This window comes from Rhizorhabdus antheiae (assembly GCF_049889055.1).
In the GTDB taxonomy this organism is placed as follows: domain Bacteria; phylum Pseudomonadota; class Alphaproteobacteria; order Sphingomonadales; family Sphingomonadaceae; genus Rhizorhabdus.
The window spans coordinates 103,459-116,644 of record NZ_JBLTWO010000002.1; the positions used below are offsets into that span (position 1 = coordinate 103,459).

13 protein-coding genes are annotated in these 13,186 nt (G+C 66.1%); 6 read left to right on the top strand and 7 right to left on the bottom strand.

The features are described 5' to 3' along the window. The first annotated feature begins 124 nt into the window (after positions 1-124). The 6 genes from ACNI3R_RS04840 (at position 125) to ACNI3R_RS04865 (ending at position 4,420) form a co-directional block, all read left to right on the top strand. The gene (locus ACNI3R_RS04840; protein WP_426180434.1) at positions 125-370 is read left to right on the top strand and encodes an exodeoxyribonuclease VII small subunit; all 246 of its coding nucleotides are present in this window, start codon (positions 125-127) and stop codon (positions 368-370) included. A gap of 4 nt (positions 371-374) precedes the next feature. Continuing rightward, positions 375-1,265, top strand: coding sequence for a polyprenyl synthetase family protein (locus tag ACNI3R_RS04845; RefSeq protein ID WP_426180436.1), 891 nt, complete (start codon positions 375-377; stop codon positions 1,263-1,265). An 18-nt stretch (positions 1,266-1,283) separates the two neighbouring features. After that, complete coding sequence (gene coaD, locus ACNI3R_RS04850; RefSeq protein ID WP_426180438.1) at positions 1,284-1,784, top strand: pantetheine-phosphate adenylyltransferase; 501 nt, start codon at positions 1,284-1,286, stop codon at positions 1,782-1,784. Positions 1,785-1,862: 78 nt separating this feature from the next. Next, a complete protein-coding gene (locus ACNI3R_RS04855; RefSeq protein ID WP_426180440.1) occupies positions 1,863-2,726 on the top strand; it encodes a peptidylprolyl isomerase in 864 nt (287 codons plus the stop codon). A 1-nt stretch (position 2,727) separates the two neighbouring features. Beyond that, positions 2,728-3,759: a tRNA preQ1(34) S-adenosylmethionine ribosyltransferase-isomerase QueA gene (queA, locus tag ACNI3R_RS04860; RefSeq protein ID WP_426180442.1), complete on the top strand. Its 1,032-nt coding sequence runs from the start codon at positions 2,728-2,730 to the stop codon at positions 3,757-3,759. A 76-nt stretch (positions 3,760-3,835) separates the two neighbouring features. Next, positions 3,836-4,420: a 2OG-Fe(II) oxygenase gene (locus tag ACNI3R_RS04865; protein ID WP_426180444.1), complete on the top strand. Its 585-nt coding sequence runs from the start codon at positions 3,836-3,838 to the stop codon at positions 4,418-4,420. A 27-nt stretch (positions 4,421-4,447) separates the two neighbouring features. On the opposite strand, the gene ACNI3R_RS04870 is transcribed toward ACNI3R_RS04865, so the two are convergent. The 7 genes from ACNI3R_RS04870 to ACNI3R_RS04900 form a co-directional block, all read right to left on the bottom strand. After that, positions 4,448-5,446: a DUF4402 domain-containing protein gene (locus tag ACNI3R_RS04870; protein WP_426180446.1), complete on the bottom strand. Its 999-nt coding sequence runs from the start codon at positions 5,444-5,446 to the stop codon at positions 4,448-4,450. After that, positions 5,443-8,127: an MSCRAMM family protein gene (locus ACNI3R_RS04875; RefSeq protein WP_426180448.1), complete on the bottom strand. Its 2,685-nt coding sequence runs from the start codon at positions 8,125-8,127 to the stop codon at positions 5,443-5,445. The genes ACNI3R_RS04870 and ACNI3R_RS04875 overlap by 4 nt, the downstream gene beginning before the upstream one ends. A 32-nt stretch (positions 8,128-8,159) precedes the next feature. Beyond that, positions 8,160-9,026, bottom strand: a complete 867-nt coding sequence (locus ACNI3R_RS04880; RefSeq protein WP_426180450.1) for a fimbrial biogenesis chaperone — start codon at positions 9,024-9,026, stop codon at positions 8,160-8,162. Between the two features lie 104 nt (positions 9,027-9,130). Next, on the bottom strand, positions 9,131-9,715 hold the full coding sequence (locus tag ACNI3R_RS04885) for a DUF4402 domain-containing protein (protein WP_426180451.1): 585 nt from the start codon (positions 9,713-9,715) through the stop codon (positions 9,131-9,133). A 61-nt stretch (positions 9,716-9,776) separates the two neighbouring features. Continuing rightward, positions 9,777-10,310 carry a DUF4402 domain-containing protein gene (locus ACNI3R_RS04890; protein ID WP_426180453.1) on the bottom strand — a complete coding sequence of 178 codons (534 nt, stop codon included), beginning with the start codon at positions 10,308-10,310 and terminating at the stop codon, positions 9,777-9,779. Between the two features lie 283 nt (positions 10,311-10,593). Beyond that, positions 10,594-12,243: a M28 family metallopeptidase gene (locus ACNI3R_RS04895; RefSeq protein WP_426180455.1), complete on the bottom strand. Its 1,650-nt coding sequence runs from the start codon at positions 12,241-12,243 to the stop codon at positions 10,594-10,596. A 63-nt stretch (positions 12,244-12,306) separates the two neighbouring features. Then, entirely contained in the window at positions 12,307-13,152 is an 846-nt protein-coding gene (locus tag ACNI3R_RS04900) for a TIGR00266 family protein (protein ID WP_426180457.1), read from the bottom strand. Positions 13,153-13,186: the final 34 nt, after the last annotated feature.

Here is a 13,186-nt window from a genome sequence, read left to right on the forward strand (position 1 = left end):
GCGCTGGCGGCCCGTTCCCGGTTCACCCGCTGCGGTCCATTCGCGCGTTCGGTGCGCGCAGGCCCGGCCGTCATCGCCAGTCCCGGCTTGACCCCCGGCGCGCGCCAGCCCAAAAGCCTCGCCCATGGATGACAGTGCCGCCATCGCCGACCTCTCTTTCGAGGATGCCCTGAAGCAGCTGGAGACGATCGTCCGGCAGCTGGAATCGGGCGAGGTCCCGCTCGACCAGTCGATCTCGCTTTATTCCAAGGGTGACGCATTGAAGCGGCTGTGCGAGCAGCGCCTCGATGCGGCAAAGGCCAGGATCGAGAAGATCAGTCTCGGTGCCGATGGCGTGCCCCGGGGAACCGAGCCCTTCGACGCGGGCTGAGCGGATGAGCGACCGCCTCGCCACCGAAATAGCCGCGATCGCGCGGGAGATCGACGCCCGCTTCGACCTTTTGCTGACGCCGCCCGAGGACAGCCGCCGCCCGCTCTATGAGGCGATGCGCCACGCAGCGATCGGCGGAGGCAAGCGGCTGCGTCCTTTGCTGGTTTCGGCTGCTGCCCGGTTGTTCGCGGTCGACCCCGAATGCGCGCTGCGGGTCGGTCTCGCGATCGAGGCGGTGCATGTCTACAGCCTCGTCCATGATGACCTGCCGGCGATGGACGACGACGACATGCGTCGGGGCAAGCCGACCGTCCACAAGGCCTATGACGAGGCGACGGCGATCCTGGTCGGTGACGGGCTCCAGGCGCTCGCGTTCGAGATCATCGGCAGCGAGGCGACTCATCCCGATCCCTTCGTGCGCTGCGAACTCGTCACCGCGCTTGCGGCGGCGGCCGGCCCGGCCGGCATGGTCGGCGGGCAGGCGATGGACATGGCGGCGCCCTCGCTCGTGCAGGACCTCGGCATCGTCACGCGGCTGCAGCAGCTGAAGACCGGCGCGCTGATCGCCTTCTCGGTCGAGGCGGGGGCGATATTGGGGCGCGTGCCGCCTGAAGGCAGGGCGCGGCTGCGCGGCTATGCGCATGATCTGGGTCTCGCCTTCCAGATCGCCGACGATCTTCTCGACGTCGAGGGCGATGCCGCCACGACCGGCAAGGCGGTGGGCAAGGACGAAGCAGCCGGCAAGGCGACCTTCGTCTCGTTGCTCGGCATCGAACGCGCACGCGCACAGGCGGCGCTGTTGAGCGAACAGGCGATCGGCCATCTGTCCGCCTTCGGCGCGGAAGCCGATCTGTTGCGGGATATCGCCGCCTACACGGTCCGGCGAGACCGCTGATATAAGGGGGGAATGCACATGCGCATCGGCGTCTATCCGGGCACGTTCGACCCGGTCACCCTGGGTCATATGGATATCATCCGACGGGGCGCGAAGCTGGTCGACCGGCTGGTCGTCGGGGTAACCACCAACCCTTCCAAGTCGCCGATGTTCACACTCGACGAGCGGCTGGCGATGGTCCGCAGGGAAACTGCCGATCTGAGCGACCGGATCGAGATCGTCGCATTCGACTCGCTGCTGATGGATTTCGCCGAGCGCATGGGCGCGTCGATCATTGTCCGCGGCCTGCGCGCCGTCGCCGACTTCGAATATGAGTATCAGATGGCGGGGATGAACCAGCAACTGAACAACCGGGTCGAGACGGTCTTCCTGATGGCGGATGTCGCCCTGCAGCCGATCGCATCCCGCCTGGTCAAGGAAATCGCGCTCTATGGCGGCGCGATCGATCGTTTCGTTCCCGCGCAGGTGGTGCAGGAAGTCGTCGCGCGCGTCGAAAAGATCGGTAAGAAGGGTAGCTGAAGGGCCGGGCGGTTCAGCCGACCGCAAGCCCGCTGCGAGTAAGGAACCCGCGCCCTGCGCGGTTGGAGAATGGATCTGATGCGTTCGAAGTTGATTGTCGCGGCCCTTGCCGGCCTGTTCATGGCCGGAACCAGTGTCGCACAGGTCGCGGGGGACGTGCCTCCGCCGCAGGACCCGCAGAATATCCTGAACCTCGACCTTTCCACCGGCGGCCGGGTCAAGATCCAGCTGCGCCCGGATCAGGCGCCCTATTCGGTCGACCGGATCAAGACGCTGACGCGCCGCCATTTCTATGATGGCCTGATCTTCCACCGCGTCATCGAGGGCTTCATGGCGCAGGGCGGCGATCCGCAGGGCACCGGAGAGGGTGGGTCCGACCTTCCCGACCTGAAGGCCGAGTTCAACGATCTGCCGCACGTCCGCGGAGCGATGGCGATGGCGCGCGCCCAGTCCCCCGACAGCGCCAACAGTCAGTTCTACATCATGCTTCAGCCAAACCTGACGCTCGACCGCAACTATACGGTGATCGGTCGCGTCGTGTCGGGCATGCAGTTCGTCGATGCGCTCGAGCGGGGCGAACCGCCCGCGAATCCGTCGAAGATCGTCCATGCCTCGATTGAATCCGACGATCTCGGCCAGGCCCCGGCCGCGTTCGTGCCGCCGCCGCCAAAGGCCGCAGAGGCGGCTCCGGTCCTGACCGGCAAGGCGGCCAAGCAGGCGCGCAAGGACGCCGAGGAAAAGGCCGAGGCCGAAGCCAAGGCGAAGAAGAAACAGGAAAAGTCCGAGCGCAAGGCGGCCAAGGAACAGGCCAAGGCTGCGCGTGAGGAAGGCGACCGCCCGGCCACCGGTACCGCCGCCGCCGTCGACGCGATCAGCCCGTCGCCTACCGCAAATGCGGTCGATCAGGTCGCAACCGAAGAGGCTCCGGCCAAACCGAACTGATATGCGCGTTGATCTCTTCGACTTCGACCTTCCCGCAGAGAATATCGCGCTCCGGCCCGCCGACCCACGGGACAGCGCGCGGCTGCTGAACGTGCGCGGGCCGAGCGCGCCGTTCGACGATTGGCGGGTCAGCGACCTGCCGAAACTCCTTCGCGCGGGCGATTGCCTGGTGTTCAACGATACGCGGGTCATTCCGGCGCAGCTGGAAGGGCGACGCGGCGAAGCGCGCATCGGCGCGACGCTGCACAAGCGCGAGGGGCTGCGCAGCTGGCGTGCTTTCGTCCGCAACGCCAAGCGCGTGAAGATCGGCGATCGCATCGATTTCGGCCAGGACGTCTTCGCCCTTGCGGTCGATCGTGGAGGCGATGGCTCGATTCTGCTCGAGTTCGAGGGCGACGAACCGGTCGAGCTTCTGCTTGAGCGGGCGGGAACGATGCCGCTGCCGCCCTATATCGCCGGCAAGCGCGCCGCCGACGAGCGTGACCTCGACGATTATCAGACGATGTTCGCGCGCGAGAAGGGCGCGGTGGCGGCTCCGACCGCCGCGCTGCACTTCACCCCGCGCCTGATGGAGGCGCTGGCGGCGGCGGGCATCGCCAGCGAGACGCTGACGCTCCATGTCGGCGCAGGCACCTTCCTGCCGGTCAAGGCCGACGATACAGACGACCATCGGATGCACGCCGAATGGGGGCGGATCGAGGCCGACGTCGCCGATCGCCTCAACGCCGTCCGCGCCGCAGGCGGGCGGGTGATCTCGGTCGGCACGACCAGCCTTCGGCTGCTGGAGAGCGCCACGGGTGAGGACCGGGTCATCCGACCCTTTGCCGGAGACACCTCGATCTTCATCACGCCCGGCTATCGCTTTCGCGCGATCGATGGTCTGATGACCAACTTCCACCTGCCGAAGTCGACCCTGTTCATGCTCGTCAGCGCGCTGATGGGCCGGGAACGGATGCAGGCGGCCTATGCGCATGCGATCGCACAGGGATATCGCTTTTACAGCTATGGCGACAGCTCGCTGCTGATACCCTGATCCGCTCGGATTGGCGGGGTGGAAAGGCAGCTGAAACGCGCTATGCGTCGTGCTCCATCGGGGGGCTGGTGAAGACGTGCAGAAGATCGATACGGGCAGTCCCTTCATCCACAGGTTCGACGATGCGCTCGATCCGGTCCTGTGCCAGCAGCTATGCGCTTTGCTCGGGCAGAGGACCGGGCCGCAGATATTGGCGGCGGGCGATCAGCGCTTGCCATGGCATGCGGGCGATACCTTTTCCTTCGATCATTGGGAGCAGGGCGAGCTGCGAAGGGCGATCGGCGCCTACCGTATCCTGATCGCCCAGCTGATCTGCCTGTGCCAGCGCGAGGTGGTCTATCCCCATTTCACCGATCTGGTGCGCTGGCGCCCCGGCAAGGCGATGGCCGAGCATAAGGATGACGGCTATCCCGGCGACGATCCGCTGCTGGGGGTCCGCCATTATTCGGCGGTCACCTATTGCAACGACGATTTCGAAGGCGGCGAGACCTTCATCCGGAACGGGCAGGGTGGGCACTATGTGTCCCGGCCCAGGATGGGCAGCCTCGTCTTTTACCCGAGCGACGAACGCGCGGCGCACGGTGTGAGGCCGGTGGTCGGCAACGACCGCGTGACCCTGAGCAGCTGGTACACCCGCGACCCCGCGCATTACCGGCCTTGAGGCTTCACCGAAGCTGAGGCCTGGACGTCAGTTGTAGGTCACCGTCACCGTGAGGTTGCCCGAATATTGCCCGCGGGCCGTAGTCGAGAGCACGCTGATCGTCCCGCCGACGCCAAGGGTCAGCGTGCCTGTCGCCGGCATCGTCTGATTGCCGGTTGCGGTCTTCGACGTCGTAACGCTCAACGTGCTGGCTCCGTTCGACATGACGATATTGCCGGTGGGCGAATAGCTGATCGCGAATGTCGTGCTCGGTTGGCCGGTGATGGTGTACTGAGCGCGGCTGGGAGCTGGGCTCGGCAGGGCGATGAGATTGACGTTGCCGGTTTGGGTTCTGATGCCGGTGCTGTTGTTGACGATGACCGAAGCCGAAGCTCCGGAAGGCTGGCGGACCAGGGTGCCGAAGCTGAGGTCCGACACTTTCACCATCTGCAGCGGCCGACGAATGGTGATGGTTGCAGCTGCCGTCGAACCCGTGGTCGGTACCGTCGGATCCTTGGCGACATAGACGTAAAAGGTGCTCGTCTGGGCCCCGGTCGCGCCGCCGGTATTGTCGCCCGCTACCGGCAGCTTGGTGTCGAGCAGGAAGGTGAGGTTGCCGGTGCTCGTCCAGCCGGTCATCGTGAAATCGAGCAGCGAACCCGTCGTCGTCCCGGTGATCGTCCCGGTCCCGTTGATCGCCGTGAACTCCTGAATCAGTCCCGCCCGACCGGTGCTGCTCAACGCGCCGACGCGAATCCGGGCCCGGTTGCCGGCGACGGAGCAGGTGTTGGGGGAGCCGCTGCCGGCGCAACGTATCGTCACCGTCGCGCGACGGACCGTGCCCTTGATCCGGGCGCCGCTGCCGGACTGCACAGTCACCGTCGTATTGGTCTGGGCGAACACCGTGGTGCCGGACACCGCAGCCGCGACTTCGCCATAGGCGGTGATCGGGCTGATCGCATTGACGGTATAGGTCTGCGCCACCACCGGATAGGATGCCACGCCGAAAAGGGCGACCAACGCCACCAGGATATAGCGGCCGCTCATTCGAATATCACCATTGCCTGAACATCCGGTGCCGGACCGCCCTGCGCGCCGATCGTGAAGCTGACCGGTTCGGCTAGCCGCATGTTCAGCCGGCGAGCCTGCGTCTCCTCGATCTCCAGCCGGTAGGTTCCAGGTCGCAGCGCATCGAACAGCGCGCTGCCGTCGAACTCCGTCCGGCCCTCATGGGCTTCCCCATTCTCATTCACGACACGCAGCATCACAGCCGAAAGCCCCACCTTCCGATCCCCGCGCCGGACGGTGATGGTGATCATCACCTCGCCCTTCGCCTGGATGGGATAGCGTATAACAGCAACGGTGCCGGCGCGAGGCGTGAATTCGGCCACCGGCGGTGGTCCCGCGACATTGTCGAGCTGGACGTTGTCGAGGCTCGTGCGGACCTGCGCGACCGTGCCATAGCCGAGGCCGGTGACCAGCGCCCGGCCCTTGTCGTCGGTGACGATCTCCTCACCGCCCGAGCCGCTGGTCACGACACCGGCAACCGGCTCCTCGCCCCGGTCGAAGCGGCCATTGCCATTATCGTCGAGGAACGCCTGGATCGCGGCGTTGCCGCCCGAGGCTGCCCCCGGCCTGCGCGGCAGATAGCCGCCGCCGAGCGGATCGGGAACCAGACTGAACGCCAGCTGGAGCCCCAGCCGCCAGTCGTTGCGCGGGCGGCTATACTGCGCGTCGAGCGACAGGTCGGCGAAGGGCAGGCGCCGGATCGCGGAGACCTGAATCGTGCTGTCCCGGTCGCCTTGAAAGCTCTGGCCCAGGCCGATGCGCACGGCGGTGCTTTCACCGATGTTGCGATCGGCGACGATCGAGAGCGCGCCGAGGCGCAGGTCGGGCAGCAGCTGATAGTCGACTGCGGCGCGCAGCTGCCATTGGAACAGGGCGAAGGAGGACAGGCTGATGAGTCCCGACAGGCGGTTGATCGCGCTGCCCAGCACCGGTTCGGTCCGTTCGAAATCGAAACCGGTGGACACATAGAGGCCGCCGATAGGCGCAGAGGCGCGCAACAGGCCGGCCCAGTTCCGGTCGCCATTGGCAAATTGGTCGCGCGTCATGCGGAACGAGAAGGGAATGGAGAAACCGCGCGACGGGCGCAGCTGCCAGTCGAGGTTGAGCTCGCTCGACCGCCGCAATGGTCTGCCGTCGCCGCCCCGGGGAATCGTCTCGTCGACGAAGCCGCCGCCATATTCCGAATGGCGGACGATCGTCGAGATCTTCATCCATTCGCCGGCCAGGGCCAGCGCGACCGCCGTCCCGCCGCGCTCGTCGGCCGCGCCGTCGATCTGGGTCGCGACGCCGGCAATCGAGGTGCGCACCCCGGCGGTGGCCAACAGCCGTTCGCCCCTGCCGCTGGGCGAATAGCTGGCGACGCCGCCGGCGAGCGTGACATTCTCGGACAGGCCATAGGCCATGTTGGCGGTAATCCGCATGTCGCCGACGCCGGGGCTGGCGATCACGTTGGAGTCGCGTGACGGGAAGCGGATCACCGTCCGCTCCTGTTGCGCGACGCCGAGGTCGACGTTGAACTGGCCCGGTTCGAGCTGGCCGCCGCCGACATTCACGACCCGCACGTCCTCGGTGCGTTCGCCGCGCGGGCCATAAGCGACGATTCGGATGATGTTGACACCGCGCTGCAGAGGTACGTCGCGAAACTCGTAGCGCCCCTGAACCGGGGTCGACTGGCCGCTGCGCAACACGTCGTTGACGTAGAGTTCGACATCATAGCCCAGCGGGAGTTCGCCGCGCAGGTCGACCCGGCCGAAAATGCTGGTCTGTGTCAGCGGCGCGGTGCTCAGCGACACGCCCCGTCCGGCAAGGCTGCGCGCGCCGAGGGGCAGGGCCGGGGTGAAGATGTCGCCGGCCGAAGCGCGGGTGAAACCGAGCGGTCCGAGCGCTTCGCCATCGGCATCGCGCCGTTCGAGCAGCATCCGCGCGGTGACCGGGCGGCCCTTCTGATCCGATCCGACATAGCCCTGAAAGTTGCTGAACAGAAGATCGCCGCCCGCGCGGACATCGTAGCGATAGGGGTAGGGGGGCGGGCGCTCCTGCGCGCCGGCCTCGACCAGCACATCGAAGCTGGGCAGGGTCACCAGCGCAGGCGGAGAGTCGACGCGATAAACGTCGGCGGGCGTGCTGCCTCCGCTCTGCAGCCCGCGGAGCTTTGCCAACCGGTCGAGGCGTGACTGGATCGGCAGCGGTTCGCGCGCGACAAGCTCCAGACGCAGGGCCGCTTCATCCAGCCGGACACGCACCGGCAGCAGCTTTTCGAGCAATGACGCCCTGACATAGATATCGTTGGCGCCGACCACCATGTCGCCGGCGAGCAGCAGTTGCAGATTGCCGTCGACCCGGACGACCCCGCTGGGCAGATCCGCGACGACCGAGCGCCGGGCCTCACCGATCGTGCCGACGATCCGTTTCTCACCCAGCTGCACGTTCAGATCGGCATCGAGCAATCGCGACAATTCGCCGACCGGGATCAGCAGACCGACCTGCGAGGCATAGACTGGCAGCGAGTCGGTGATGTTGAGCCGATCGAGCACGACTTCGACCAGCAGCAGGTCATTCTCGTCGAGCGGGTTTCCGGCAGGCTCGATATAGTCGACGAGCGTGGCTGAGCCGGCAGGTTGCGCTTCCCCAGGCACGGGAGCGAGCAACGAGACAGCCATCAGGGACAAGCACGCCGTGGTCGGCGGTCGCCTCACGGAGCGGCGACGGAAGCCTTGCTGAGGACTTTACCCGGCGACGTATCGTCATCGCGAAACTCAATGTCGATCCGCTCGCCTGGCGCTGGAAGGCGCGTCAGCTGGACCCGGACATATCGTCGCTCGATCTCCGGATAAACGCCGATCCCGCGCACTGCGCCGATCGGCTCCTCCCCCTGCTTCTTGCTCCCTTTTATCTCGATATCGCCGTACAGCGAATTGGCCCCCTGCCTCACGAGATCCAGTGTCAAAATGGCGGTGCGGACCGCCGGCGCCTGCCCGTCGGGCGAGACATTCTCGAAGCTGATCGCCGCTTTCTCGATCGCGGCGCGGATATCGACCGGGCCGACGCGCACGATGACGGGGATCGACAAAGCGAGCACCGAATTGATCCGGAAGGAGAGTTCGCCCTCCTTGCGTCCGGCTGCCTCTTCGGCGGTCAGCCCGCTGTCGGCGGGCGGGATGCCGGTTACCGTCAGATGCGTGCGATACTCGCCCGGCGGAACCTCGCTCGTCGATGCGGCGCGAATGCGGATCGTCTGGCCGGTCCCTTGCGCCACCCTGATCCGACGTGGCGTCGCGACCAGATAGGCCCTGGCCGATTTGAGCCGTTCGAATTCGGGCTTGCCGGCGGCGTCGCTCGCAGGAACGATCTGTCCGTCGGGCAGCATAACGCGGTCGATCAGCTCGACATCGAAGGACCCCGTGCCGCTGCTGCTCGCCACCGAGATCGTTGCGGATTTGCCCAGACGGTCGAAGGTCACGCGCTTCGGATTGAGATTGACGCTGGCCACGCCAGCGGAGATCGCAGGTTCGGCAGCCTGACTGAAGGATGGAGCGGACTGAAGGAGACAGGCCGACATCAACAGGGCTGCGATCGGGTGCGACACCTTTGTCCGTCGCCTGGCCTGCATCCTGTCCAACTGCATCCCCGCTGCCCGTAGCCCAACCCTAAGCTTGGTTTATACTAGTTATATTGGACCGCAACCACCAAGACGCCGGCATAATTTCCCGCTTCCGCAGAGGCATTGGGTTGAAGTGCCCCGCCCACGTCGAAGGCGAGCGCGCCGCTGTCCTTGCCGAAGGCGACCAGCCGGGTGCCGCCGCCACCCGTGATGTTGGTGGTGGTGCTGAATTCCACTTCACCCTGACCGTTGAGGCGCAGCAGCGAGACGGTTTGCGGCACGCTGATCGACACAACCTGATCGGGATTGCCGAGCAGGGTGAAGCTTGCCTGGCTCGATAATCCGGGGCTTATTCCCTGGGCGATCTGCTCGGCAGCTTCGGTTCCCACGCTGAGTCGCGGCGCGGCAGAAAAGCCCGTTGGAAGGGGGAGGGAGGTCGATCCCACGCTGGTCCCGATATTGGTCAGAAGGGGCACCGTCACCGCGCCGATGACGACCGCCTGTTCGGTGGTGACGCCGCTCGGCTGAGTGATCGTTACTCCGGCGTCGGTGGACGCAGTGGACTGTCCCTGCCCCGACGCTGATGGAGTCAGCCCCGCGGACAGGAGCAGCATCGCCGCGAAGGTCGTCCCCGAGCGGATCATCATTGCTCCTCGGTGCCGGTCCCCACGGCCCGGCGGGTATCGCACGGGCCGGGGCGGCGGTCCGTCAGTTATAGGCGACGGTGGTCGAGAAGGTACCGCTGTAGTTTGCGCTGACGGTCGTATTGGTCACCGTGAAGCTGCCGCCGACATAGAGCGTTCCGTCGCCCGAGAAGCCGCCGGTCGTGCCGAGCGTGCCCGACAGCGTGTCGGTGGTGGCTTCAGGGGTCAGCGTGACCGTGATGTTGTTGGTCCCGTCGGTCATCACGACCGAGGCTGGAACGGTGATGGCCACCGTCTGCGCGCCTTCGCCGGTGACGGTGTAGGACGCGCGCGTCCGGGTGCCGCCCGAGATCAGGACGGCGGTGCCGCTGTCCACCGTCGGCGTGTCAGACGAGGTCGAAATGGTGATCGTGCTGCTGCCCGAAGCGGGGCGGACAACCGTGCCGAAGGCAAGATTGTTGACCTTGGTGAGGGCAATCGGCTGGATGATGCGAACCGAACTCGTGGTCGATTCCGAATCACTTGCCTGAGCAAAAGCGGTGCCACCGACCGTCGTCGCCAGGACTACCGCACTCAACAGCTTCGATATGGTCTTCATGATAACCCCCGAATAAACGATGCAACTACAACCCTTTGGGAGAGAAGGTCGGAGCCCCCGCCCGAATGTGGCCCTTCTCCCTTCGGAAATTCCCGACTTGACGCAGTGTCGGGCTACAGCCCTTCCATCGCGTCAACCACGGTTATCGTTACACTAACTTTATCGCTTTCGATACGGGATTCTAACGATGATCCGGTCCCAGAGGCCGATGAATGGATTCTCGGTGCTGCAAGGCGCGACCGTCGCTGACCTGCGCAACGGCCGGGAACGGTCGTGATCCTGCCTATTTGCGCAGCGCCGCGCTTTCGTCGCGCTTCGCGCGGAACTCGGAGTCCGCGCTCCATTCCGGCCATTCCCGGCTGTCGGCGAGCGTGCGGCCCGTCGCGTAGAGCAGGGTGAGGTCAGGCGCGACGTTGGACAGGTCCCAATCGTCGCTCCATTCGTCGGCCGGCTGGTGATAGCGGTCCTTCACATAGGCCTCCGACAGCGCATTGCCCCGCGCCGCGCCGCCGTTGAGCAGGTCGATGCCGGGCTCGAAAGAGACGGCCGGAATGCCTGCCTTCGCCATGGGGAAGTGATCCGATCGGAAGAAGGCGCCCGTCTGCGTATTGGGATCGGGAACGAAGGTCCGGCCCATCGCCTTGCCCTGCGTGACCAGCATGTCGAGCAGACCGAGCTTGGCGACGCCCGAGATGGAGAAGTCGCGCGCCTGACCGCCGCCGACGATGCTGTCCATGTTGATGACGCCTGCGGTCTTGCCCGCGGGATAGACCGGATTCGCGGCATAATAGGTCGAGCCCAGCAGGCCCTTCTCCTCAGCGGTCACGGCAAGAAAGACGATCGAGCGGTCGGTGCGCGGCGCCCTGGCGAAGGTCCGCGCCAGTTCGAGCAGCGCGGCGATGCCGGTCGCATTGTCGCGGGCGCCGTTATAGATGCGGTCGCCGCGCGCGTCGGGCAGGCCGACGCCGAGATGGTCCCAATGGCCCGAATAGATCACCGTCTCGCCGGGATGGCCCTTGCCGGGCAGGCGCCCGAGCACATTATAGCTGACGATCTTCTCCGGCTTCACCGCATAGTCGGCGTCGAGCGTCGCCTTCAGCGGTACTGGCTTGAAGTCCTTGCGTCGGGCAGCTGCCTTCATCGCCTCGAAGTCGAGGCCCGAGGCCTTGAACAGGTCGACGGCGAGGTCGCGCTGGATCCACCCCTCCATCGGGCTGTGCGCCGAGGCCGGATCCTGGCGGACGATGTCGAACATCGTGTTGGTGTTCGAGTTCTTGACCGTGGCCCAGCCATAGGAGGCGGGGGCGGTCTCGTGGATGACGAGCACGCCGGCCGCGCCCTGCCGCGCGCCTTCCTCATACTTGTAAGTCCAGCGGCCATAATAGGTCATGGTCTTGCCGCCGAAATCGCCTTCGCCGCCCTCGAAGTCCGGATCGTTGACCAGGACGACCATGATCTTGCCCTTGAGGTCGGTGCCCTTGAAATCGTCCCAGCCGCGCTCGGGCGCCTTCACGCCATAGCCGACGAACACCAGCGGCGCGCCGGCCAGCTTGACCTCGCTCTGCCCGGTCATGGCGGCACGCACCGCGATCTCCTCGCCCTGCGTCAGCGCGCGGGGCGCAGCGTCGCCGATGCGCAGGCTCAGCTTCGGCGAGCCAACGATGTCGGACTTGAGCAGCGGCACGTCCTGCGTCCAGCCGCCGCCGGTGCCGCCCGGCTGCAGCCCAGCGGCCTTCATCTGGGCGGTGATATAGTCGATCGTCTTCTTCTCGCCCGCCGTCGCGGGGGCGCGGCCCTCATAGCTGTCGTCGGCGAGCGTCTTCACATCCTGCGCATATCGCTGCAGGTCGAAGCCGGGAGCGGGCTGGGCCGCAATCGCAAGGGCCGGCACGAGCGAGATCGAGCAGGCGAGGGCGGTGAGCATCGTGCGCATGAGCGGGGGCATCCTGTCTGGGGAAATTATTTGTCTATACATTAAGCGGGGAAGAGCCCGCCCTCAGCGATTGCCGCCGATCAGGTCGCCGATCCCGCCCAGCACCGAGCCCTCGCCGCGATTCTGCCCGGTGCCCATCGCGGCGGCCATCATCCGGCCGGCGAGGCGCGAGAAGGGGAGCGACTGGATCCAGACCTTGCCGGGTCCGCGCAGGCGCGCGAAGAACAGGCCTTCGCCGCCGAAGAAGATGCTCTTGACCCCGCCCGCCGTGATCAGGTCGAAATCGACGCTGGGGGTGAAGGCGGCGATGCAGCCGGTGTCGACATGGATTTCCTCGCCCGCCGCCAGTTCGCGCTCGACCACGGTGCCGCCCATCTGGACGAACACCCAGCCGTCGCCTTCGAGCTTCTGCATGATGAAGCCTTCGCCGCCGAACAGCCCGGTCATCACGCGCTTCTGGAAGTGAACGCCGATCGACACGCCGCGCGCGGCGGCGAGGAAGCTGTCCTTCTGGCAGATCAGCCGGCCGCCATAATCGGCCAGCCGGATCGGCAGGATGGCGCCCGGCGTCGGCGAGGCGAAGGCGACGCGCGCCTTGCCCTGGCCCTGGTGGGTGAAGACGGTGGTGAACAGGCTTTCGCCGGTGACGAGGCGCTTGCCCGCGCCGAGCAGCTTGCCCATGAAGCCTTCGTTGGCGCCGCCGCTGCCGTCGCCGAAGACCGTCGTCATGCTGATGCTGCCGTCCTTCCAGACGAGCGCGCCCGCCTCGGCCACCGCGCTCTCGCCGGGATCGAGCTCGATCTCGACGAACTGCAGTTCCTGACCCTTGATCTCGAAATCGATATCGTCGGCAACGCTCGCGCTGCGATGGTGCGACTGTGGCTGGCCCCAGGGGCTATCGAAAGACATTGAAAACTCCGCGCTAAATGGATGGCCTGCTTCT

Excerpts from the sequence above, each read along its gene's own strand:
- ACNI3R_RS04840 (WP_426180434.1), top strand. The coding sequence starts at position 125 with ATGGATGACAGTGCCGCCATCGCCGACCTCTCTTTCGAGGATGCCCTG.
- ACNI3R_RS04845 (WP_426180436.1), top strand. The coding sequence starts at position 375 with ATGAGCGACCGCCTCGCCACCGAAATAGCCGCGATCGCGCGGGAGATC.
- coaD (WP_426180438.1), top strand. The coding sequence starts at position 1,284 with ATGCGCATCGGCGTCTATCCGGGCACGTTCGACCCGGTCACCCTGGGT.
- ACNI3R_RS04855 (WP_426180440.1), top strand. The coding sequence starts at position 1,863 with ATGCGTTCGAAGTTGATTGTCGCGGCCCTTGCCGGCCTGTTCATGGCC.
- queA (WP_426180442.1), top strand. The coding sequence starts at position 2,728 with ATGCGCGTTGATCTCTTCGACTTCGACCTTCCCGCAGAGAATATCGCG.
- ACNI3R_RS04870 (WP_426180446.1), bottom strand. The coding sequence starts at position 5,446 with ATGAGCGGCCGCTATATCCTGGTGGCGTTGGTCGCCCTTTTCGGCGTG.
- ACNI3R_RS04875 (WP_426180448.1), bottom strand. The coding sequence starts at position 8,127 with ATGGCTGTCTCGTTGCTCGCTCCCGTGCCTGGGGAAGCGCAACCTGCC.
- ACNI3R_RS04880 (WP_426180450.1), bottom strand. The coding sequence starts at position 9,026 with ATGTCGGCCTGTCTCCTTCAGTCCGCTCCATCCTTCAGTCAGGCTGCC.
- ACNI3R_RS04885 (WP_426180451.1), bottom strand. The coding sequence starts at position 9,715 with ATGATGATCCGCTCGGGGACGACCTTCGCGGCGATGCTGCTCCTGTCC.
- ACNI3R_RS04890 (WP_426180453.1), bottom strand. The coding sequence starts at position 10,310 with ATGAAGACCATATCGAAGCTGTTGAGTGCGGTAGTCCTGGCGACGACG.
- ACNI3R_RS04895 (WP_426180455.1), bottom strand. The coding sequence starts at position 12,243 with ATGCGCACGATGCTCACCGCCCTCGCCTGCTCGATCTCGCTCGTGCCG.
- ACNI3R_RS04900 (WP_426180457.1), bottom strand. The coding sequence starts at position 13,152 with ATGTCTTTCGATAGCCCCTGGGGCCAGCCACAGTCGCACCATCGCAGC.